The organism is Dactylosporangium aurantiacum (genome assembly GCF_000716715.1).
Taxonomy (GTDB): Bacteria; Actinomycetota; Actinomycetes; order Mycobacteriales; family Micromonosporaceae; genus Dactylosporangium; species Dactylosporangium aurantiacum.
Genome location: NZ_JNYJ01000002.1, coordinates 187,953 through 210,717 on the forward strand (window position 1 = coordinate 187,953; position 22,765 = coordinate 210,717).

Consider the following 22,765-nt stretch of genomic DNA (forward strand, 5'->3'; position numbering starts at 1 on the left):
GTGCAGATCTATCAAGGTGTGGCGGCGTACCACCTGACGACGCTCGGTGACGCGGTCGACGCGGTCGACCGCGCGCTGGTCGAGGCCGGCATGACGTTCACCAGGTCGCCCGTGACCGTCGTGTGGCCGGGCGGCCGCGGCGAGGGCGTCGAGTTCGTGTTCGTGCTGGCGCCCCGCGACCAGCGCGCCGGGCTGGACCTCGTCGCGCGGCTGCGGGCCACGGGCATGTGGCTGCAGGTGCGCAAGCTGGACGCGTCGACCCCGTCGTAGCCGCCGGCGCAGGGGCACCATCACGTGGCACTGGATGGTTAAGCTGCTGCCTCGACACCGGTGCGGCTGCACCGGTCACACGGGGAGGTACCAGTCTTGCGCAGCATCACCATGCTCGCGGCGGCGTTCGTCGCGACCGCCACACTCACCCTCACCGGCGCCTGCGGCGGCGGGGACACGACCACGACGGCCGCCAGCGGCGCACCGTCCACACCGTCCGCGGCGCCGCTGTCGCCGGCCGACGCACTCGCGGCCGCGGCGAGGCACTTCGGCACCACGCCGCACGGCTACTCGCTCAAGGCCGAGGCGTTCACGTTCACCGGATCCGCCGACCCCGCGGCCGGCAAGGTTCTGATCAACGGCTCGATGGAGATCCTCGGCGTGAAGGCCACGACCGAGGGCCGGGTCGACGGCAAGGACTGGTACGTCAAGGTCGAACCGGGACCGGACGCGTTCGAGGGCAAGTGGCTGCACCTCGACCCGGCCAAGCTCAAGGACAGCACCGGCCTGGGTTTCCAGGACGTCAAGGACCCCTCCGGCGTCCTGCGGGTCGTGCCGGCCCTGACCGCCACCCAGCGCGCCGCCGACGGCAGGCTCACCGGCACCGTGGACCTGTCGAAGGTCAGCGGTGAGGTGCTGTACCTCGACCCGACCGACGTGCCGGACCTCGGCGACAAGGCCAAGGCCGTGCCGTTCCAGGCGACCCTGGACGGCGACGGCCGCCTGACCGGCCTCACCTTCGAGATCCCCGGCACCGACGGCGACGCCCCGACGCCGGTCACCTACGCGTTCACCGACTGGGGCAAGGCCGTCACCGTAGACCAGCCCGCCGGCGCGATCGAGGCCGACGACGCCGTCTACCGGTACTTCAACCTGCAGATCTGACATCCGGTGCGGCCGCCCGTCGCCGGGCGGCCGCACCACCGGCGTCCCGCCGCGCACAGCCGCGGCACGACGCCCTGGCCGGCGCACGCCGCGCCGCGTCGCCGCGGCCGGGTCCGCGCGGGCCCGCTCGCCCTGTGCGGCCTGCGCGGCCAGGATGCCCGGCGGTCCGTGGCGGGACCGCCGTGGGTCAGGTCCGGGCGTCCACCCGGGGCGCCCCCGGAGGAGGGTCGGGGAACGCGGTCGTGGCACGACGCGGACCTGGCCGTCGAGCCGGAGGTGGCGCGGGCCCCAAGGCGGTGCCGATCCGGTCCGTTGCCGTCACACCAGCCCCCGTCGTGCTGCGGATGGCACCCACCGGTCCGGCCGTGGCCGGCGGCCGTGCCGGCCACCCCCACCGGCGTGACGTCCACGGCCCCCACCGGACCCGTCCGCGGTCCGTCCACGCATCGGCACTCCCTTCGTCACCGTCCCGGGTCCAGCGTGGACCGCCGCCGGGTTGTCCGGCAGGCCCGGCGGCGCCGGACAAACAACACCGGACAAACAACACCGGACAAACACCGCCGGACAAACACCGCCGGACAAACACGCCGGACCACCGGCCGTGCGCCGGGACAAGGTCGCGCCAGCCCTTACCTGCAGACCGGGACGGCGTTGTACCGGTGCGTGCACATCAACGTGCCGCGGTAGTAGGTCTTGACGCCGCCGTAGCGGTACGAGGTGCCCAACGTGCACTTGGCCGTCGAGCCGGTGCGGTCACCGGCCCACCGGTACGGGCCGTGGTAGTCCTGGTTGCCGCTGGACTGCGCGGCGCAGTTGACGAAGCCGCGGTACTGCCAGTCCGGTCCGTTGCCGTCACACCAGCCCCCGTATTGCTGCGGATGGCACGCACCGATCCAGCCCTGGTCGGCGCGCGCGGCCGGCGCGCCACCCAGCACCGCCAGCGTGGCGGCCGCGACCGCCGCCAGGCACGTCGCTGCGATCCGTCGACGCATCAGTTCTCCCCTCGTCGTAGTCGGCCGGGGTCCACCTTGGACGGCCGGCGCGTTGACCGACAGCCCACCGGGTGCCGTACAAACAACGCCGGACAACCTGGTGCCGGCGGGCGGGCGGCCCCGGCGCGCGGCGGCGGGCCGGTCGCGGCGATACTTCCCTGACCCCGGTCGATGACCGGGCGGCAGACGCGTGGAGGGGGAAGCGTGGGCCGTCCCGAGAAGCCCGTCGACCCGCAGGCCGGGCCGGTGCAGCGGCTGGCCTGGCAGCTGCGCCGGCTGCGGGAGAGCGCCGGGAGCCCCGGCTACCGGGTCCTCGCGCGCCGCGCGCACTACTCGGCGAGCACCCTCGCCGACGCCGCGAAGGGCGACCGGCTGCCGTCGCTGGAGGTGACCCTCGCGTACGCCGAGGCGTGCGGCGGCGACCCCGCGCAGTGGCGGGCGCTGTGGTCGGCCGCGGCCGAGACGCCGGCGCCGCGACCGGCCGAGGAGCGCTGCCCGTACCAGGGGCTGCGCGTGTTCCAGCCGGAGCACGCCGAGTGGTTCTTCGGCCGCTCCGCCCTGGTCGAGCGGCTGCTGGACAAGGTGGAGCGGCTGCCGCTGGTCGGGGTGTACGGCGCGTCCGGCAGCGGCAAGTCCTCGCTGCTGCGCGCCGGGCTGCTCGGCGCCGTCGCCGCCGACCCGCGGCTGGCGGCCCGGTGGCGCACGCTGCTGCTGACCCCGACCGAGCACCCCCTGGAGGCATTGTCCGACCTGGTCACGAAGTTGTCCGGAGCCGACCGGCAGGGCGTGCGGGAGGAGCTGGCGGCCGACCCGGCCACGCTGGACATCGCCGTGCGCGGCGCGTTGGCCGCCGGCCCGCCGGACAGCCGGGCGCTGCTCGTCGTCGACCAGTTCGAGGAGGTGTTCACCCTCTGCGCCGACCGGGACGAGCGCCGCCGGTTCGTCGCCGCCCTGCTGGACGCCGCGCTCGGCGAGGGGCGGCGCACCACGGTCGTGCTCGGCGTGCGCGCCGACTTCCTCGCGCACCTGAGCCAGGACACCGCGCTGCTGGACGCCCTGCCCGACGAGGCGCACCTGCTCGTCGGGCCGCCGACCGGCGCGCAGCTGCGGGAGGTCGTCACCCGGCCGGCCGCGCTGGCCGGTGTCGGCGTCGAGCCGGACCTGGTCGCCGCGCTGCTCGCCGACGCCGCCGACGAGCCCGGCGCGCTGCCGCTGGTCTCGCACGCGCTGCTGGAGACGTGGCACCGCCGGGACGGCGCGGCGCTCACCCTCGCCGCGTACCACGCCAGCGGCGGTGTCCGGGGCGCCATCGCGCAGACCGCCGAACGGGTCCACGCCGGGTTCGACGCCGCGGGGCAGGAGGCGGCCCGGCGGATCTTCCTGCGGCTCACCGCGCTCGGCGACGGCACGGAGGACACCCGCCGCCCGATCGCCCGCGCCGAGCTCGACGGCGTCGCCGACCCCGCCGTCACCGCCCGGGTCCTCGACGAGCTGGCCGAGGCGCGGCTCGTCGTGCTCGGCGACGGCACGGTCGAGGTCGCCCACGAGGCGCTGATCCGGGCCTGGCCCCGGCTGCACCGCTGGCTCACCGACGACCGGGCCGGGCTGCTCGCCCACCGGCGGCTCACCGACGCCGCGCAGACCTGGGCGTCGCTGCGCCGTGACCCCGGCGCACTGCTGCGCGGGGTGCAGCTCGCCGCCGCCCGCGGGCTCGCCGGGGACCGCCCCGACGAGCTCAACGACCTGGAGTCGGCGTACCTGCGGGCCAGCGACGCCCTCGCCGAGGCCGAGCAGCTCGGTGCCCGCCGCCAGGCGCGGCTGCTCAAGCGGCTCGTCGCCGGCATGGCCGTCCTGCTGGTCCTCGCGCTGCTCGGCGGCGGCATCGCGGTCCGGCAACGGCAGGACGCCCGGCGGCAGCAGCTGGCGGCCCTCGCGGAGGAGGTGTCGGTGCGGGCCCGGTCGCTGCTGCCCACCGACCCGGAGCTGGCCGGCCTGCTCGCCGCGGAGGCCGAGCGGCTGCACCCGGACGTCGAGACGCGCGGCGGCGTGCTCAGCGCGGCGGCGGCGCCCCGGCGCACCGAGCTCAACACCGGCGGGCCGTCGGTGTACGGCGTCGCGTTCAACCCCGACCACACGCTGCTGGCCGCCGCGGCCGGCGACGGCACCGTCGGGCTGTGGGACCCGGTCCGCGGCACCCGGGTCGCCACCCTGCCCGGGCACCCCGGCCGGGCCGCGGCCGTCGCGTTCAACGGCGACGGGACCCGCCTCGCCTCCGTCGGCGTCGACGGCGCCAAGGGCACGGTCGTCGTGTGGGACGTGCCGGCCCGGCAGCCGGTCAGCCGGTTCGACGAGGCCGACCCGGGCTCCTCCGTCGCGTTCAGCGCCGACGGCACCCGGCTCGCCACGACCACCACCACCGGCGGCATCGTGCTGCGCGACCTGCGGGCCGGCACCCGCACCGTGCTCGCCGCCCGGGCCAGGCCCGTGACGTCGCTGGCGTTCAGCGCCGACGGGACGCTGCTCGCCTCCGCCGACGGCCACGACGCGCCGAAGGTGTGGGACGCGGCCACCGGCGCCCTCGTCGCGGAGCTGCCCGGCGCCGAGCGGGTCGTCGCCGTCGGGTTCGGCGCCGCCGGGTACGTCCTCGCCGGCTCCGCCGACGACCGCGGCGTGTACCTGTGGGACCTCACCGGCCGCCGCCCGGCGCCGCTGCCGGCGCTGCCCCTCGCCGGCCGCTACGCGTGGACGGTGTCCGCGCCGGCCGGGGACCGCATCGCCGTGGCCGACGAGAACGGCGCCGTCACCGTCTGGGACCACCGCCGCGGCGTGCCGCTGCAGACGTTCCAGGACCGGGGCCGCACCGAGACGGTCTCCGTCGTGCTCAGTGCCGACGGCACGTTCCTGGCCTCCGCCGGCTTCAACGGCACCATCGTCGTGCACGACCTCGCCGGCGTGCCGTTCGGCGGGTTCACCGCCGCGGTCAAGGACGTGAAGGCCGGCCCCGACGGCACCGTTGTCGCCTCCGCCGGCAGCGACGGCACGGTCCGGCTGTGGGACACCGCGGGCCGCCCCACCGGCATCCTCGCCGGCCACCCCGACGAGGTCCAGGCCGTCGCGTTCAGCCCCGACGGCCGCCTGCTCGCCGCCGTCACGCGGACCAACACGGTCACCGTCTGGGACGTCCAGCGGCGGCAGCCGGTGGCGCCCCGGCTGACCACGACCGGCGCGGGCGTCTCCACCGACGTGGCCTTCGACGCCACCGGCACGGTGCTCGCCGCGGCCACGCTCGGCCAGTCGCTGTGGGACGTGCGGGATCCGGCCCGGCCCGCCGACATCACCGCCCGGTTCGGCGCCCGCATCGTCACCTCGCTCGCGTTCAGCCCCGACGGCCGCCGCCTGTACGGTGCCAGCGCCGGCGGCTACGTCAACGTCTGGGACGTCGGCACCGGCAAGCAGCTGCGCCGGTCCGGCACCGGCCAGAGCGCGGTGCAGGACATCGCGGTCAGCCCCGACGGCGCCGTCCTGGCGACGGCCGGCGACAGCCGCACCGTCAAGCTGTGGGACGCCGCCTCCGGCGCGGAACTGGCCACCCTCGCCGGGCACACCGCGCCGGTGCAGGTCCTCGCGTTCAGCCGGGACGGCCGCCGGCTCGCCTCCGCCGGCGACGACCACACCGTCGTCGTGTGGGACGTCGCCACCCGGCGGCCGCTCGTCACGCTCAGCGGCCACCGGGCGCGCGTGCGGGGGCTCGCCTTCACCGCCGCCGGCACCCTGGTCTCCGGCGCCGAGGACGGCCGGCTCGTCAGCTGGTCCTTCGACGTCACCGCCGCCCGGGCCCGGCTGTGCGCCGGGCGGGCCCTCACCCGCGAGGAGTGGGCGGCCCACCTGCCGTCGGTGCCGTACCGCCCGACCTGCGGCACCCCGTCCCGCTGACCCCGGGGGCCTGCGGCCGCCGTGCGGAGGCGGCACGCATCGGTCGGCGACGATCCCGGCAGGTTGCCTCTTGCCAGCCGGCCATGTCTCCAATAATGATGTAGTCCTTCGTAAGTTCGTCAACACCTCTGCGTATTGCTGCCGCCAGAGCCGCGAGAGGGTGACCGACGCGTCGGGCCTCCGCGCGCCCTCGGCACGGCACCGTCACCGCCGCTGACCTGCGGCTGGGCTTCCCTGACCCCTCCGAGTGCGAGGAACTGTCCATGAGCCGAACTCTGCGCCTCGCCGTCGCCCTGGCGGCTGCGCTGACCCTCGCCGCCGGCACACCCGCCGCGGCGCACCCCGCCGGACCGCGGTGGAAACCGCTCACCTACACCGCCGCGCCGGCCGACAACCCGCTCAAGGGCTTCCTGCCGTTCGCCGGCGACTACGACACGTTCCCGCACAGCATGGAGTGGTTCTACCTGCCGCTGCGCGACGTGATGACCGGGCCGCGGCAGTTCCGCTGGGACGCCTTCGAGCAGCAGCTCGACGCCGTCGCCGGCCGGGGCCACCAGGCCGTGTTCCGCTTCTACCTGGACTACCCGGGCCGACCGACCGGCGTCCCGCAGTACCTGCTCGACGCCGGGCTGCTCACCCGCCCGTACCCGGACTTCGGCAACAACGGGGTCAGCGTCGCTCCCGACTACAGCGACCCGCGCCTCGTCACGGCCCTGGAGGAGTTCATCACCGCGCTCGGCCGCCGCTACGACGGCGACCCGCGCATCGGGTTCATCACACTCGGCCTCATCGGGTTCTGGGGCGAGTGGCACACGTGGCCGTACGACGGCTGGACCCAGCCGGAGAACTGGATGCCGGGCACCGACGTGCTCAGCCGCGTTCTGGCCCGCTACGAGGCCGCGTTCGACCGGACGTTCCTGCTCGCCCGGTATCCCAGCCAGGAGAACCGGGCCCTGCGGATCGGGTACCACGACGACTCGTTCGCGTTCGAGACGCTGCCGCCGACGTCGTGGCACTTCGTGCAGCGGCTCATCGACGAGGGCGTCACCGACAAGTGGCGCACCCAGCCGGTCGGCGGCGAGCTGCGCCCCGAGATCCAGACGTGCCTGTGGGACGAGCCGGTCAGCTGCGCCCAGTACGAGAGCTACCCGGAGTCCGTCGCGCAGACCCACGCGTCCTGGCTGATCAACCACGCCGCGTTCGCCGGTGGCGGGCTCACCGGCGACCGGTACCAGCGGGCCGTCGCCGGCGCCCGGTCCCTGGGCTACGAGCTGACCGTCACCGGGGCGGCGCTGGGCCGCGACCGGGTCAGCGTCCGCGTCGAGAACCGTGGCGTCGCACCGTTCTACGCCGACTGGCGTGCCGAGCTCGCCGCCGTCGACGACCGCGGCCGGGTCGTGCGGCGCTGGCCGACGTCGTGGTCCCTGACCGGCATCCAGCCCGGCCAGGACGCCACCACCCTGTCCGCCCGCATCGACACCCGCGGCCTGCGCCCCGGCCGCTACCGCGTCGTCCTGCGCGTGCCGAACCCGCTGCGGGGCGGCATCCCGCTGCGGTTCGCCAACACCGCCCAGGACACCGGCGCCGGCTGGCTCACCCTCGGCACCGTCTGAGTCCGGAAGGGACACGGCCCATGGCACCCCTGCGTACCGTCGTCGCCGCCGTCACGGCGACCCTGCTCCTCGCCCTGCTGCCCGCCGGCGCCGCCACCGCGGCCCCGGCCGGCCCGCCACCGCGCCCGGCCGCCGGGCCAGGCCCCGACACCAGCCTCACCACCCACGCGTACGGCTACGCCGACGCCCCGCTCGGCCAGCCGCTGAAGGGTTTCGCCCCGTACCTGTTCCCCGGTGACAACCTGTCCACGAAGTACCCCGGCGGGCTCGTCTGGAGCTACTTCGCCCTCAACGAGGTCATGCAGGACCCGGCCAGCTGCGCCGTGTTCGACTGGAGCGTCTTCGACAAGGCCCTCGACGAGGCCGCCGTCTGGGGCCGGCAGGTCGCGTTCCGCTTCTACCTGGAGTACCCCGGCGGCAGCGGCACCCACCCGGGCAACGGCATCCCGCCGTGCCTGAACGGCAAGGCGGCGCTGCGCACCAACGGGTTCTGGGGCACCGTCAGCCCCGACTACGACGACCCCGACGTCATCGCCGCGATCACCAGCTTCATCACCGCGTTCGCGCAGCGCTACGACCGGGCCGGGCCCGGCGGCACCGCCGACCCGCGGATCGGGTTCATGTCCCTCGGCCTCGTCGGGCTGTGGGGCGAGTGGCACACGTGGCCGTACGACCGGGACACCGCCGACGGCTACCCGGACCTGATGCCGACCGACGCCACCATCCGCACCATCATCGGCGCCTACGACGCCGCGTTCGCCAACATCCAGCTCGAGGTCCGCTACCCCCTCGCCGGGACGGAGACGGCGAACATCGGCTTCCACGACGACTCGTGGCCGTACAAGGAGTGGCGCGGCGGGCAGCTGAAGGGCATGACGCTGCCGGTGTCGATGAACGGCTGGGACGACGCGTTCCTGCAGCTGCAGCTCAACACCGGCACCGAGAACCGGTGGGTGACCCAGTCGATCGGCGGTGAGGCCCGCCCGGAGATCCAGGGCAGCCTGTACGCGAACTGGCCCGGCGGCTCCGGTCAGGTCGACGACGTCCTCGCCGCGACCGAGCTCACCCACATCACCTGGATGATCAACCAGACGGGCGCCGGCGGGTACAGCACCAGCGACCCGAAGGTCGCCGCGGGCGTGCGCGCCATGGGATACAACCTGCACATCCCGCAGGCCAACTTCAACGCCACCGCCGCCGGCACGTTCAAGGTCGGCGTCACCATGCAGAACACCGGCGTCGCGCCGTTCTACTACCCGTGGACGACCGTCATCGGCCTGCGCGACGCCGCCGGCACGGTCGTCAAGACCTGGGACACCAGCTGGGACCTGCGGCAGGTGCAGCCGTTGAAGATCCGGGCGTTCCCCGACTGGGGTGCCGGCCCGGCCTACCTCGACTACGGCCGGCCGGTGAACTTCGCCGCGACGCTGAGCACCGCCGGGGTGCCCGCCGGGCAGTACCGCCTGGTCCTGAAGGTCCGCAACCCCCTGGAGGCGGTCACGCCGCAGGTGCTGCGGGCCCGGCCCGCCGCGAGCCGCCTCACCGACTGGGTCATCGACCAGTGGCGTCCGGCGCTGCCGCTGTCGTTCGCGAACACCAACCAGGGCGCCGACGGCTGGGTCGACCTCGGCCCGCTGTCGACCACCGGCACCTGCTCCGGCGACTGTTCCGCGCCGTCGGTACCGGCCGGGCTGGCGGTCGGCGGGGTGACGAACACGAGCGTCGCGCTGTCCTGGTCGCCGTCGACGGACAACGTCGGGGTGACGGGGTATCAGGTGTTCCGTGACGGTGCGCGGGTCGGCACGGTGGCGGGGACGTCGTTCACGGACACCGGTCGCTCGCCCGGGCAGACGTACCAGTACACGGTGCGGGCGGTCGACGCGGCCGGCAACGTCTCCGGTCCGTCGGCGGCGGTCACCGCCACGACGACGGGGTGCGCCGGTGACTGCACGGCCCCGTCGGCGCCCGGTGGGGTGTCGGCGTCCGGGGTGACGAACACGAGCGTGTCGTTGTCGTGGTCGCCGTCCACGGACAACGTCGGCGTCACCGGCTACGAGGTGTTCCGCGGTGGTGTGCTGGTCGGCGCGCCGACCGGGACCTCGTACACGGACACGGGTCTGACCGCGTCGACCGCGTACAGCTACACGGTGAAGGCGCGGGACGCGGCGGGGAACCGTTCGCCGGCGAGCAACGCGGTGTCGGTGACGACGTCCGCCGCGCCGGCCGGTCTGGTCCTCGACGACTTCGACGGTTCGCCGGCGTATCCGTCGGCGGCGCTGAACGACCTGGGGAAGTGGACCGGTGGGAACTGTTTCCTGGACGGTGGCGGGTCGGGTGTGGTGTCGGGTGGGGCGTTGAGCCTGCGGTACAGCAACTGTGGCTGGTTCGGCTCGGACGTCAACACCGACCTCAGTTCCCGCAGCTACCTGGTGGTCCGGGTGAAGGGTGCGGCCGGGGGAGAGCAGGCGCACTTCAACCTGAGCCTCGGCGGGACGACGAAGGTGTTCGGTGACCTCACCCTCGACGGCGGCGCCCACCCGGTCATCACCACGTCCTTCCAGGACATCCGGATCCCGCTGACCAGCAACGGGATCAGCCGCACCGCGCCCGGGCAGCTCGCCATGGGCTTCTGGTACGGCGGCACCTCCACCATCACCATCGACTCGATCACCTTCCAGTAACCCGCCCTACCGGAAAGTACTTGCCTACCGGGAAAGTGCACGCTACTTTCCTAGTAGGCAAGTACTCGTCCGGGAGGAAACCATGAACGCCGCAGAGATCAGGCCCAACGAGGCCGCCGCCGCGCTCGAGCAGGTCCGCCTGCACCAGGCGCAGGTGTTCACCACCCCGCCGTTCCCCGGCTGGTTCTGGCCCAGCCTCGGCGCGCTCAACGTCGCCTTCACCGCCGCCGTCGAGATCGGCCACCCCGCGGTCGTCGCCACCGGTGCCGTCGCCTTCGCCGCCGGCCTCGGCACCCTCATCGTCGTGGTCATCCGCAAACGGCCGCTCCAGCTGCGCAACGACCTGCTCGGCGCCCGAGGCGGCCGCACCATCGGCGGTTTCGTCGCCGCGCTCGTCGCGTTCGGCATCGGCCTCGCCTTCGCCCTGCGCGCCGCCGGCGTCCCACTGCCCGGCACCGTCGCCAACGTCGCCGTCGCTGTCGCGATGGCGCTGTTCGGGCCCCTCCTGGGCCGCCGGCTGCAGCGCATCATGCGCGACACCGCCACGAAGGAGCTGCGGTGACGGCCGCCCGGTTCGACGAGCTCATCCACGCGCCCACCCGGCTGGCGATCGTGTCGCTGCTCGCCGCCACCGACTGGGCCGAGTTCCGGTACGTGAAGGAGACCGTCGACCTGTCCGACTCGGCGCTGTCCAAGCAGCTGACCACCCTCGAAGAGGCCGGCTACGTCGAGGTGCGCAAGGGCTTCGTCGGCAAGCGCCCCCGCACCACGGTCCGGCTCACCCCGACGGGGCGCGGCGCCTTCAGCCAGCACGTCGCCGCGCTCCAGGAGATCGTCGCCCGCGCCGGCGAGACCATCCTCCCCGGCCCGGCGTAGCCCCGGCCCGGGTGGTGAGCCGGGGGCGACCGGCCGTCGCGGTCGCCCGGTCTACGGGATCAGCGGGGCGATCCCGTCCAGGAGGCGCCGCAGGCCGAACTCGAACAGCTCGGTGTCCTCGTCGGGGTCCGCGGGCTCGCGCGCCAGGTCCAGCGCGGCGCCGCGGACGAAGTCGGCGACGGTCGCGGCGACCTGCGTCGCGGCCGGCTCGGCCAGGCCGTGCTCCCGCAGCGTCCGCGCCGCCCATTCGGCGTGCGCGACGACGTGGGCGGTGTGCTTCGACGGCTGGAACGACACGGTCCTGGCCAGCCACGGGCGCTCCCGGTACAGCTGCCACTGCGTGCGGCACAGCAGCTCCAGCCGCGCCCGCCAGTCCCCGCCGGGGGACTGCGGCGGCGGGTGGCCGGCGAAGATCGCGTCGGCCATCATCGTTTCCAGGCCGGCGCGGTTGCCCGCGTGCCGGTGCGCCGTCATCGTGGCGATGCCGAGCTGCTCGCCGATGCGCCGCATGGAGACGGCGGCGAGCCCTTCGGCGTCGGCCAGCTCGATCGCGGTGCGCACGACGCGCGCCGCGGCCTCCGACACCACCGGCGGCTCGGGTGCTGGCCGCCACGCGAGGGCGATGTCGAACGCGTCCTCGGTGACCACCATGCCGTGGATGCCGGGCACCTTCATGGTGAGGCCCTCGTCGCGCATCAGCCGCAGCGCCTTGAAGGCGATGTGCATCGAGACGTCCCACTCGGCCATGATGTCGCGGAAGGACAGCTCGTCGTCGGTCTCCAGCTCGCCGGTGACGATGCGCTGGCGCAGCCGCGCGACGATGTCCGCCGCCGTCAGTGTCACCGGTGCCCCCCGCCGTCCGGCGCCGGCCGCGCGAACCCGTCCAGCAGCCGCTGCAGGCCGAACTCGAACGCGTCGTCGTCCTGCGCCGGCTCCTGCTGGGCCAGCCGCATCCCGTGGCCGCGCACGAAGTTCGCCGCGGTCAGGGCGAGACGCCGCGCGGTGCCCGGCGGCTGGTCCTGCAGCGCCCGCTCCGCCCGGTCCAGGTGCCCGGCCACGTGCGGGCCGAGCCACGGCTCCCGGAACGACACGGCCTCGGGCAGCCAGCGGTGGCGGCGGTACAGCAGCAGCTGAAGGCGGCACAGCGCGGTCAGCCGCGCCCGCCAGTCCCCGGTGGACGGCTCCGGCGGCGGGTGCCCGGCGAACACGGTGTCGGCCATCAGCGCCTCCAGCCGCGCCCGGTCCGGCACGAACCTGCGCACCGCGGTGAAGTCCATGTCGAGCTCGCCGGCGATGCGCCGCATGGACGTCTCGGCGAGCCCGTCGGCGTCGGCCAGCCGGATCGCGGTGCGCACCGTCAGCGCCACGAGCCGCGCGTCCGCCCGCGCAGCGCCGCGCCGCGGGGCGTCGGCCCGCCACCCGGCCGCGATCCGCGGTGCCCGGTCGGTGATCACCGGCCCGTCGGGGGCGTCCTCGACCACGCCCTCCTGGTGGAGCATCACCAGCGCGTGATCGGCGGCGCCGGTCGTGACGGCGAGCTCGCGCGCGAGGTCCTCGGCGGACGGCGCGGCGTCACCCGGCCGCAGCTGCCCGTCGGCGATGCGCCGGCACAGCTGCGCGACCACACCCGCCGCCACTCGTGCCACGTCTCGCCTCCCCCCGCCGGTACAGTCCGCAGAGTCTAGCCCGGCCCGCGGGCGGCGGCCTTGCGCACGGTGGCTACCGTTGCCGGCGTGGCCGTCCGACGCGATCCGCTGCCGTGGTCGCGGCGGCGCGCCGTGCTGACCGTGGCGCTGCACGCCGCGCTGGTGGTGTGGGTGTGCACGCCGATCATCTGGATGGTGGTCCTGGTCGAGCTGGTCCCGGAGCACGACACCACGGCGGCGCTCGCCGTGCACCTGTCGGCGCTGGCGTTCGCCGTCGTGGTGCCGCTCGTCGTGGTCCGGGTCGCCCGCCGGACCGAAACCGAGATCCACTGGGCGGTCACGTGGATGGTGCCGGCCCTCATCGGCGTGGTCCTGCTGGGCGTCTTCGACGCCTGCGACGCGGTCCGCGGCGGCACCGGCCCCTAGGACCGCCGTGCGGGCCGGCGAGGATGGCGCCGCACCGGGTCCGTGCCGCTCCGGGCGCCGCTGCGGCGGTCGCGCCGGGCCCCGGCGGGGGGCCCGGCGCGACCGGCCGGCGGGTCAGCTGACGGTCAGGCTGTCGATGTTCGCGCCGTTGGCGCCGGTGGTGGTCGCCCGGACCGTGACCTGGGTGCCGGCGGGCAGGGTGGCGGTGACCGAGGTGCTGGCCCAGGTGGCCCAGGAGCCGGTCGGGTTGAACGCCAGCGCGGCGTTGACGGTGCCGCCGTTGACCGAGATCGACAGCGGGCGGTTGGCGCTGCCGCCGTTGGCGTACCGGAACGTCAGCGTCCTCGGGCCGGCGGTGGGGACGCTGACGGTCCACTGGACGGAGGCACCGCTGGCCGCGGCGTCGGTGAAGTCGACGAAGCCGGTGCCGGTGTAGTCCGGGTGCCGGGTGTCGATGACGGCGCCGCTGAGCGTGGCGCGTTCCGCCGGGTACGCGGTGCCGCCGGTGACGGTCGGGTACGGCGACCCGCTCGGCTCGACCGTGACGGCCACGCCGCCGCCGACGACGGTGGCGATGCTCGGGGTGACGACGGTCAGGACCTTCCTGGCGGCGTCCCACACGGTGCCGCCGCCGCTGGTGATCGCGGTCGCCTCACCCGTGCGGGCGGGCAGGGTGGCGCCGCCGTTGACCCGCATGCCGACGGGCGCGGCGAGGCCGTGCACCCGCACGACGTAGCGGCGCGTGGCGGGCGCGCCGCCGTAGGTGCCCCGCGGGTGCCCGACCGTGACCCTGGTCGCGGCGTCGGTCCAGGTCAGGGTGGTGACGCTCAGGGCGCCCGCGGTGCGGTAGGACTCGGTGACGCCGTCGTCCTCGATCAGGTCGAAGGTGCCGTCGGCGCCGGCGTAGACGTCCAGCTCCAGCTGCCGCTTGTTCAGGTAGGCGGTGCTCTGCGCGTACTGGTACCGGGGCAGGATCGCGCCGGCCCTGACGAACAGGACGATCTCGCCGGTGCGGGTGACGTAGGGCAGGTCGGCCGCGTCGGTGCCGGTGTGCCTGCTGTCGGTCCAGAAGTTGTACCAGGTGCTGCCCGCGGGCAGCCAGACGTCCTGGGTGCCCCCGCCGTCCTGGGTCAGCGGCGCGACCAGCAGCGACGGCCCCCACAGGTACTGCAGGTCGTGGGTGTACGCGTTCGGCCGGTCCTGGTGGTCCACGACCATGGCCCGGGCCATCGGCAGGCCGGTGGCGGCGGCCTGGTGGGCGACGGTGTAGATGTACGGCAGCAGGGTGTAGCGCAGTTCGGCGTACTTGCGGAAGTCCGCCTGGACGGTCGCGTTCTGATCGAGGGGCCAGCGGGACGCGACCGCGCCCTGGCTGGTGGTGCTGGCCCCGCTGTGCGGCCGCCAGATCGGCGACAGGCTCGACCAGGCGGCCGGCCAGTTGCGGTAGAACGGCTCGGAGATCAGGCCGCCGGCCCCGCCGAGGAAGCCGCCGCCGTCGATGTTCGAGTAGGGGAAGCCGCCCAGCCCGCCGGCCAGCATGCCGCGGATCTGCATCCGCATCTCGTCGTACGTGGAGGCGATGTCGCCGGTCCAGTAGTGCCCGTAGCGCTGCTGCCCGGCCGACGCGCCGCGGCTCCACGTCCACGGGCGCTTGGCGGTGCCGACGTGCCCGGCCGCCGCCGGGTCCCAGCCCTCCTCGCCGACGGCCTTGTGCAGGTAGAAGAAGTACGCGTTGCGCAGCTCCGACCACTTCTTGCCGCCGGCGCTGTCGGCGTCGAACGGGATGGGGCCCAGCTCGTCGGGCTCGTCGAGCCACAGCCCGTCGCCGGGGAAGTGCAGCGCCGGGTTGAGCGCCTTGGACCAGAAGACGTTCCACACCCAGGCGCGGGTGGCCGGGTTGCTCCAGTCGGGCACCGAGCCGTTGTCGGCGACCCCGGTGAGGTCGGCGGCCTTGAAGCTGTACCCGGGCGGCGGCCCGCCCACCCAGCCGGCCATGAGGTTGGAGTTGTTGCGGTTGTAGTCCAGGGTCATCGTGACCCCGTTGTCCGCGGCCCACGCCTGGTAGCCGGCGGGGTCGGGCCACCGTACGGCGCTGAACTCGAACCAGGACCCGCCCCACGCGCCGGTGCCGGAGCGCCAGCGGTTGTCGTTGACGTGGTGGTCGAACGGGAACCCGGCGTTGCGGTGCTGCGTGATCTTCGTGCGCCACCAGCTCTGGTCGCTGACGTCGGGGAAGTTCTTGTCGGACAGGTGCAGGCCGAAGATGGCCAGCTGCGGCAGGCGGGGGCGCCCGGTCAGCTGGGTGTACCGGTCGAGCAGCGTCGCGAACCGCGGGCCGTTGATGAGGAAGTAGTCCAGCTGCGGCCGGGCGCCGCCGGTGTCGTGGTCGTCGGCGGAGAACGCGTAGTCCCGGGCGGCGCCGCTGGCGAAGGCGAACGTGGTGTCGAACGTGGTGTTGACGAAGACGGCGTAGCCCCGGCTGGACAGGTACAGCGGCACGATCGCCGGTGCCTGGTCGCCACGGACCGTGCCGTAGTTGTGCGACACGACGTCGCCGGTCCGGTCGAGCCTGGGTGAGCGCCCGAACAGGCCGTGCCCCGCCTTGACGAAGCGCTCGTCGGCCGGCGGCGGGACGAACGCCTGGGTGACCACGCTGTTGTTCGTGCCGCCCCAGGTGATGCTGCGGGTCGCGTCCTCCCTGGCCAGCAGCGCACCGGTGGCGCGGTGGTAGAGCTCCAGCCGCAGCGGGTCCTTGCGCAGCACGATCCTGACGCCGTCGGCCGCGCCGGTGACGACGGTCAGCGCGGTGGCGTCGGCGGTGACGGTGAGGGTGCCGCCCATGCCGGCGTGGTTGGCGGGCACGACCATCTCGTAGCGCGTGTCGGCGAAGAACGCCTCGCCGTTGCGGACCGCGCGGATCCGCACGATCTGGTTGCCGTACGCGGTGAGCCGCAGCCGCTGGCCGGTGGTGCTGGTGACGGTGACGCTGCGGGCGTCGGCCACGTGCGAGGCGTAGGCGCCCAGTTGCTCCCCGACCGCGGCGCCGGCGCGTGACGGCGCGCCGGCGACGGCCCCGATCGACAGCCCGGCGGCGGCGCCGAGCAGGTTCCTTCTCTTCATCGCATCGACTCTCCTCGACTGGTGCGGGCGAATCCGTTGCGCTTTGGGGGCCCCTGGAAACGGTTCCAACGGTGCGCCGTCCCAATGAGATTTGTCAATACTTTGCAATTGACGGACTTCGAATCGATGTCCTTCGTGGTACCGTGAGGTCGCTGACAAGATCTGGAACCGCTTCCAGGAGTGCGAGGAGCTGCGGATGGCGGCGACGATCAGGGACGTCGCCCGGCTGGCCGGCGTCTCCCAGTCGTCGGTGTCGCGCGCCCTCGCCGCGCCGGACCAGGTGCGGGCGGCCACCCGCGAGCGGGTCGAGCGGGCCGTCGCGCAGCTCGGGTACGAGCCCAGCCGGATCGCCCGCGGCCTGAGCACCGGGCGCACCGGCACCCTCGGGTTCCTGGTGCCCGACATCGCCAATCCGCTGTTCGCCGGGATCGTCAAGGCCGCCCAGCGCCGCTCCCGCGACCTCGGGCTCGCGGTGCTGCTGGCCGACGCCGACGAGGACCCCGCCACCGAGCTGGACCTCATCCGGACCCTCACCAAGCAGGTCGACGGCTTCGTGCTGTGCGCGCCCCGCGCCGCGGACGAGGAGCTGCGCTCCGTCTGCGGTGACCTGCCGGTGGTCCTGCTCAACCGCCGGGTCGGCCGGCTGCCGGCCGTCATCTTCGACAACGCCGACGGTGTGCGCCAGGCGCTGGCACACCTCGCCGCGCTCGGCCACCGCCGCGTCGCCTACGTCGCCGGTCCCCGCACCTCGTGGGTCAACCGGGAGCGGCAGCGCGCCGTGCGCACCGGCGCGGCCGCGCTGGGCGTCGACGTGGTCGAGCCGGGCAACGTGTCGCCGGACCTCGAGGGCGGTGTGGCCGTCGCCGACCTGGTCCTGGCCGCCGGCGTCACCGCGGTCATCGCGTACAACGACATGATCGCCCTCGGCCTGGTCAGCCGGTTCGCCGTGCGGGGCGTCACCGTGCCCGGCGACATCAGCATCGTCGGCTTCGACGACATCCCCGCCGCGGCTCTCGTGAGCCCGGCGCTGAGCACCGTCAGCCAGCCGCAGGACCGGTGCGGCCGGGCCGGCGTCGACCTGCTCGCCGACCTGCTCGACGACCGGCCCACCGGCCGGGCCCGGGCCGGCGGCCCGCGCGCGTCCCTGCCGACCCGCCTGATCGTGCGCGCCTCCACCGGCCCGGCCCGCCACCCGTAGCGCGACCGGCCGCCGCGCGACGTTCACAAGTCCTCGAACAGTTCGGTCCGGAAGCGTCGGGCCCTGCCTGGGTGGCCGCGCCGACCGCGGCCGCCGGCGAGCACCTCGCGACCCTGCTGGAGGGGTTCACCGCGGCCCGCCCGGCCGGCATGATCCGGGCAGTGGCCGGTCAGGGCGGCGGCAGGTACATCGCCCGCACGGTGACGGCCGGGCCGGCCGCCGACTCCAGGCCGGCCGCGTCCACGGCGACGACCGTGTAGGCGTGGGTGGTCGCCGCGCCGACCGGGAACGACAGGGTGGTGCCGGCGGTCTCGCCGACCACGGTCGCGCCCTCGTACACCCGGTAGCCGGCCGCCGGATCCGCGCCGGCCGACGCCGTCCAGGCGAGGGTGAGCTGCGTGCCCGCCGTCCCGGTGGGCGTGTTGCCGGTGACGGACAGGCCGGCGGGTGCGTCCGGCCGCGCCGCCGGCCCGGCGGGTGTGACCACGGTGGCGCGGGCGCTGCGCGGTGTCTCGCCGCACCCCTGCGCGAGGGTGGCGCTCACCCGGTACGCGTGCCAGGAGCCCGACGGCAGGCCCGTGAGCACCACGTCCGGGTAGCGGGAGGTGGCCACCACGGTGTCACCGTCGTGGACGGTGTACGAGCCGGCGACCGCCTCCAGGGTCCAGCCGAGCCGGACGGTGGAGGCCGACAGGGCGGTGGCGGTCAGCGCGGCCGGCCGCGGCGGCGCCGCCAGGCACGGCTGCGTGGTGGCGGCCGCCGGGGCGCTGTGCGTGGACTCGTTGCCGGCGCCGTCCAGCCCGGCGACCGTGAACCGGTGCGCGGTCGCCGGGTACAGCCGGTCCACCCGGACCGCGGTGGCGGTGGTGACCGCGACCAGCGTCCCCGCGTCGTACACCGCGTAGCGGGCCGGCGGCGGGCCGGCCGGTGGCGTCCACGACAGGCCGACAGCCGTGTCGGTCGGCGTGGTCACGGTGAGGCCGGACGGCGCCGAGAGGGTCACCGGCGCGCCGGCCGCGGTCGTCGCGCTGGCCGACGCGACCTGCGTCAGCGCGCCGGACCCGCAGCGGTTGTACCGGTAGAGCGCCAGCTGGTGGGTGGTGCCCGGGGTGAGGCCGCCGACCCGCGCGCCGGTCACCTGCGTGAAGCCCAGGCTCTGGCCGTCGACCCGCAGCTCCAGGTCCCCGCCGAGCGGGTGCGGGGTCCACGCCACGGACAGCGCGGTGGCGCCGACCGCGGTCACGGTCAGCGGGACGGAGCTGGGCATGCACTCCGGGTTGTACCCGGACAGCCAGGACCGCCCGGTCACCGCCGGGCTCGGCGCGGACTCCCGGCCGCGGCCGTCCACCGCCGTCACCGTGTACGTGTGCGACGTGCTGAAGGCCACCTCCAACTGCACGGACGTCGTGCTGGTGCGGGCCACCACCCGGTCGCCCTCCCGGACGTGGAAGGAGCGGGCCGCCGGGCCGGTGCGCGGCTGCTGCCAGCTCACGCTGATCGTCGTGCCGAGGCTGCTCGCCCAGGGCGCGACGGGGGCGGCCGGGCCCGCCGGGTCCCCGGCCGCGCCGGCGGGAGAGGGGGCGGCGCCGGTCAGGACGGCGGCGGCGAGTGCGGTCAGGACGGACGCGCGGCGGGTTCGTGGACGCACCGGGTGACCCTTCGGCAGGCGGGACGGCAGGCAACGTCGTCGATGCTGCAAGCATTGGAGGGCATCGATGGCTGGATGTCAATGCCGGGTCGAGGACCCGCGGTCTGGACCGGCAGGGCCACCCGACTTGACCGATAAGGTGGATATGTCGGCACCAAGTACCATTGGTTCCACGGCCGGGAGGGATGGGATGGACGCTCGCCTGGACCCACACCTGCACGAAGGTGATCGCGCCGTCGCATCACCAGCACGGCGGTGGCTGTCGGTCGGCAGTGCGGGCACCCGCGACAGGGCGGCCGGCCACGACGAAGGGCGAGAGGCGGCCCTGCGGGCGGTCACCGGCGAAGATCCCCGCCTGCTGATCGTCTTCTGCGCCAACACCCCGGACCCGGCCGCGGTGCTGGCCGGCATCACCGAGGTCGCCCCCGGCACGCCGCTGATCGGGTGCTCCTCGACGGTGGCCATCGACCCGGACGGCCCGCGGTGGGACGGCGTGGTCGTCGCCGCGCTCGGCGGGGCGGGCCTGTCCGCCGCGACCGGCGTCGGGCGGGACGCGGCCACGGCACCCCAGCGGGCGGGCGCCGCCGCTGCCGCCGGCGCGTCGGTGCTGCCCGAGCGCGCACAGCACGTCCTGGTGCTGCTCGCCGACGGTCAGGTCGTCAACCACGAGCGCATCCTCGCCGGAGCCTACGGCGTGGTGGGGGCGAGCATGCCGTATGTCGGCGGCGCCTGCAGCCCGGACCTCGCGTTCGGCGGCACGTACGAGCTGTTCGGCACGGAGGTGCTCACCGGGGGCGTGGTCGGTGCCGTGATCGAGTCGGACGGGCCGATCGGCGAGGCCGTCGGGCACGGCTGGCGCCAGGTCGGCGAACCCATGATCGTTACGCACAGTGAGGGCGGGAACATCTACACCCTTGACGAGAAGCCTGCCCGCGTCGCCTACCTGGACCGGCTGGGCGCGCCCGGGGACGCCTACACGGACCCCGACGCGTTCAGGGACTTCGCCCGCACCCGGCCCATCGGCATCCGGCGCCGGAGCGGCCTGGAGATCCGCGACATCGGTTCGAACCGCTTCCTCGTCGAGGAGCCCTGGCTGCGTTCCCGGGGTGAGGTGCCGGAGGGCGGGGTGATCTGGCTGATGGAGGGCGACGCCGACACCGGGCTGGACGCGGCCGGCGACGCCTGCGGGGAGGCGGCCGCCGCGGTGGGCCGGCCACGCCCGCTCGGGGTGTTCGCCTTCGACTGCATCGCCCGCCGCCGGCTGCTCGGCGACGAGCGCTCCAGCGCCTCGGTCGGGCGCATGCGCGAGCGGTCGGGCGGCGCGCCCGTCGCCGGCCTCTCCACCTGGGGCGAGTTCGCCCGGCTCCGCGGCATCACCGGCTACCACAACCAGACGCTCGTCGTGCTCGCGGTTGGCTGACATGGTGCCGTCCGCAGCCGCGCTGTCGACCCAGAGCATCGCCGAGTTCCTCGCGGCGGTATCGGCGGCACCCGACGCGGCGGCGGCGACCCAGGTCGCCGCCGAGCGGGCCGCCCGGGCGCTGGAGTGCGAGGTCGGCGTGGTGCTCGGGCACGACGGGGTGGTCAGCTCGGTCGGCTTCCCGGCCGGCCGGCTCCCCCTCGCCGACATCGTGGAGATCGCCAACCGGCGCAAGGACACGATCGAGGTCCCCGGCGCGGGCACCTGCCACACCGTGATCGTGCCGCTGGCCGGCGGCTCGTCCGGGCACCTGCTGGTCGCCCGCTCGGGGGAGGACGGCTTCAGCGTCGACGAGATCAGCCTCGTGCGCAGCATGGGCAGAGTCCTCGACCTGACCCTCGGCACGATGCGGACCTCCGAGGCCCGGCAGCGGGCCCGGGAGGAGCTGGACCGCATCTTCCTGCTCTCGCCCGCACTGATCTGCTCCATCGGGTTCGACGGCTATTTCCGGCGGGTGAACCCGGCGTTCGAGCGGACCCTCGGGTACTCCACCGCGGAGCTGCTGGAGCGGCCGTTCATCGACTTCGTGCACCCCGAGGACCGGGAGCGCACCGCCGCCGAGGCGGAGGTCCTGTCGCACGGACACGAGACGATGAACTTCCAGAACCGGTACCGGTGCAAGAGCGGCTCGCTGCGCTGGCTGGAGTGGTCGGGGCTGGGCGTGCCGGAGCAGGGCCTGATCTACGCGAGCGCGCGCGACGTCACCGAGCGCAAGCACTTCGAGGCCGAACGCGAGCGGCGGGAGGTGACGCTGCGGCGCTCGCAGGAGCAGCTGGCCCGCCTGTACACCGAGTACCGCCGCGTCGCCAACGAGCAGGCGGCGTTGCGGCGGGTGGCGACGCTCGTCGCCCGCGGCGCACCGCCGGACCTCGTGTTCACCGCGGTGGCCGAGGAGGTCGCCACGCTCTTCTGCGCCGACAACACGACGATCACCCGGTTCGAGCCGGACGGGCAGGCGACGTTCATGGGCGGCTACCCGCTGCGGCGCCCGCAGCGCGACGCGCACGCCAGGCTCGATCCCCGCTCGGCCGTGTACGCGGTCCAGGCGACCGGCTGCGCGGCCCGCCACGACGTGGACCACACGAGCCGGGCGGCGCCGCCCGGGACCGTCCCTGACGTCGCCTGCTCCACGGTCGCCAGCCCGATCGTCGTGGAGGACCGCATCTGGGGAGCGATCGGCGTGGCGGCGGGACGCGAGCAGCTCCCGCCGGACACCGAATCCCGGCTGGGTGACTTCACCGAGCTCGTCGCGACCGCCATCGCGAACGCCGAGAGCCGCACCGAGCTCACCACGTCGCGCGCACGCATCGTCGCCGCCGCCGACCAGACCCGCCGCCGCATCGAACGGGACCTGCACGACGGCGCCCAGCAGCAACTGGTCACGCTGGCACTGCAGCTGCGCGAGATCCAGGCGGCGCTGCCGCCGGACCTCGGCGCGATCGGCGCGCGGCTCGACCGTGCCGTCGTCGAGGCGACCGGCGCGCTGGAGGGCCTGCGTGAGATCGCGCAAGGTATCCACCCGGCGATCCTGACCGAGGGGGGCCTGCGGCCGGCGCTGCGCACGCTCGCCCGCCGCTCGCCGATCCCGGTCGACCTGACCATGCGCAACCACGTGCGGCTGCCCGAGCACGTCGAGGTCAGCACCTACTACGTCGTGGCCGAGGCACTGACCAACGCGGCCAAGCACGCGCACGCCTCGGCCGTCTCGGTCACCGTCGACGCCGACGCCGACGCCGACGACGGCGTCCTGCGTGTCGCGGTCCGCGACGACGGTGTCGGCGGCGCCTGCTTCACCCGGGGCACCGGCCTGCTCGGCCTCAGCGACCGCGTCGAGGCGCTCGGCGGACGGATCCAGCTCCACAGCCCCCGCGGCGAAGGAACGACCCTGCGCATGGAGCTGCCGATCAAGGCGGTGGACGGCGACCTCGCCTGTCACCACCTTGCCGGCCCCCGGGCTGCGGTGCCGACGGCCGAGCCGGCCGAGCATTAGGCTCGAC

The 22,765-nt window shown here is 74.7% G+C and carries 16 protein-coding genes; 11 read left to right on the forward strand and 5 right to left on the reverse strand.

Features of this window, described 5'->3' with window-relative positions; all coding sequences use genetic code 11:
• Entirely contained in the window at positions 1-270 is a 270-nt protein-coding gene (locus OP18_RS03130) for a hypothetical protein (protein ID WP_156089259.1), read from the forward strand.
• A gap of 96 nt (positions 271-366) precedes the next feature.
• Positions 367-1,155, forward strand: coding sequence for a hypothetical protein (locus tag OP18_RS03135; RefSeq protein WP_033357135.1), 789 nt, complete (start codon positions 367-369; stop codon positions 1,153-1,155).
• 629 nt (positions 1,156-1,784) lie between these two features.
• Here OP18_RS03135 and OP18_RS03140 read toward each other — a convergent pair.
• Positions 1,785-2,147 (reverse strand): hypothetical protein, encoded by a 363-nt coding sequence (locus OP18_RS03140; protein WP_033357136.1) that lies wholly within the window; start codon positions 2,145-2,147, stop codon positions 1,785-1,787.
• 204 nt (positions 2,148-2,351) lie between these two features.
• Between OP18_RS03140 and OP18_RS03145 the strand changes: the two genes are divergently transcribed.
• The 5 genes from OP18_RS03145 (at position 2,352) to OP18_RS03165 (ending at position 11,250) form a co-directional block, all read left to right on the forward strand.
• Positions 2,352-6,080, forward strand: a complete 3,729-nt coding sequence (locus OP18_RS03145) for an nSTAND1 domain-containing NTPase (RefSeq protein ID WP_052386148.1) — start codon at positions 2,352-2,354, stop codon at positions 6,078-6,080.
• A 263-nt stretch (positions 6,081-6,343) separates the two neighbouring features.
• A complete protein-coding gene (locus OP18_RS03150) occupies positions 6,344-7,693 on the forward strand; it encodes a DUF4832 domain-containing protein (RefSeq protein WP_033357137.1) in 1,350 nt (449 codons plus the stop codon).
• A gap of 20 nt (positions 7,694-7,713) precedes the next feature.
• Positions 7,714-10,374: a fibronectin type III domain-containing protein gene (locus OP18_RS60245; RefSeq protein ID WP_052386149.1), complete on the forward strand. Its 2,661-nt coding sequence runs from the start codon at positions 7,714-7,716 to the stop codon at positions 10,372-10,374.
• 82 nt (positions 10,375-10,456) lie between these two features.
• Positions 10,457-10,936, forward strand: a complete 480-nt coding sequence (locus tag OP18_RS03160) for a hypothetical protein (protein WP_052386150.1) — start codon at positions 10,457-10,459, stop codon at positions 10,934-10,936.
• Positions 10,933-11,250 (forward strand): winged helix-turn-helix domain-containing protein, encoded by a 318-nt coding sequence (locus OP18_RS03165; protein WP_033357138.1) that lies wholly within the window; start codon positions 10,933-10,935, stop codon positions 11,248-11,250. The genes OP18_RS03160 and OP18_RS03165 overlap by 4 nt, the downstream gene beginning before the upstream one ends.
• Before the next feature lie 51 nt (positions 11,251-11,301).
• On the opposite strand, the gene OP18_RS03170 is transcribed toward OP18_RS03165, so the two are convergent.
• Positions 11,302-12,093 (reverse strand): TetR/AcrR family transcriptional regulator C-terminal domain-containing protein, encoded by a 792-nt coding sequence (locus OP18_RS03170; RefSeq protein ID WP_052386151.1) that lies wholly within the window; start codon positions 12,091-12,093, stop codon positions 11,302-11,304.
• On the reverse strand, positions 12,090-12,896 hold the full coding sequence (locus OP18_RS03175; protein WP_162189736.1) for a GntR family transcriptional regulator: 807 nt from the start codon (positions 12,894-12,896) through the stop codon (positions 12,090-12,092). The genes OP18_RS03170 and OP18_RS03175 overlap by 4 nt, the downstream gene beginning before the upstream one ends.
• Before the next feature lie 87 nt (positions 12,897-12,983).
• On the opposite strand from OP18_RS03175, the gene OP18_RS58520 reads away from it, so the two are divergent.
• Complete coding sequence (locus tag OP18_RS58520; RefSeq protein WP_033357139.1) at positions 12,984-13,322, forward strand: hypothetical protein; 339 nt, start codon at positions 12,984-12,986, stop codon at positions 13,320-13,322.
• A 114-nt stretch (positions 13,323-13,436) separates the two neighbouring features.
• Here the strand turns inward: OP18_RS58520 and OP18_RS03185 are convergent, their stop codons facing one another.
• Positions 13,437-16,442: a TIM-barrel domain-containing protein gene (locus tag OP18_RS03185; RefSeq protein ID WP_052386153.1), complete on the reverse strand. Its 3,006-nt coding sequence runs from the start codon at positions 16,440-16,442 to the stop codon at positions 13,437-13,439.
• Positions 16,443-16,638: 196 nt separating this feature from the next.
• On the opposite strand from OP18_RS03185, the gene OP18_RS03190 reads away from it, so the two are divergent.
• The gene (locus OP18_RS03190) at positions 16,639-17,640 is read left to right on the forward strand and encodes a LacI family DNA-binding transcriptional regulator (protein WP_033357140.1); all 1,002 of its coding nucleotides are present in this window, start codon (positions 16,639-16,641) and stop codon (positions 17,638-17,640) included.
• Between the two features lie 169 nt (positions 17,641-17,809).
• On the opposite strand, the gene OP18_RS03195 is transcribed toward OP18_RS03190, so the two are convergent.
• On the reverse strand, positions 17,810-19,288 hold the full coding sequence (locus OP18_RS03195; RefSeq protein ID WP_033357141.1) for a fibronectin type III domain-containing protein: 1,479 nt from the start codon (positions 19,286-19,288) through the stop codon (positions 17,810-17,812).
• 190 nt (positions 19,289-19,478) lie between these two features.
• On the opposite strand from OP18_RS03195, the gene OP18_RS03200 reads away from it, so the two are divergent.
• Both OP18_RS03200 and OP18_RS03205 read left to right on the forward strand, forming a co-directional pair.
• Positions 19,479-20,708, forward strand: a complete 1,230-nt coding sequence (locus tag OP18_RS03200; RefSeq protein WP_052386154.1) for an FIST signal transduction protein — start codon at positions 19,479-19,481, stop codon at positions 20,706-20,708.
• Between the two features lies 1 nt (position 20,709).
• Entirely contained in the window at positions 20,710-22,758 is a 2,049-nt protein-coding gene (locus OP18_RS03205; protein WP_052386155.1) for a PAS domain S-box protein, read from the forward strand.
• The last annotated feature ends 7 nt before the right edge of the window (positions 22,759-22,765 follow it).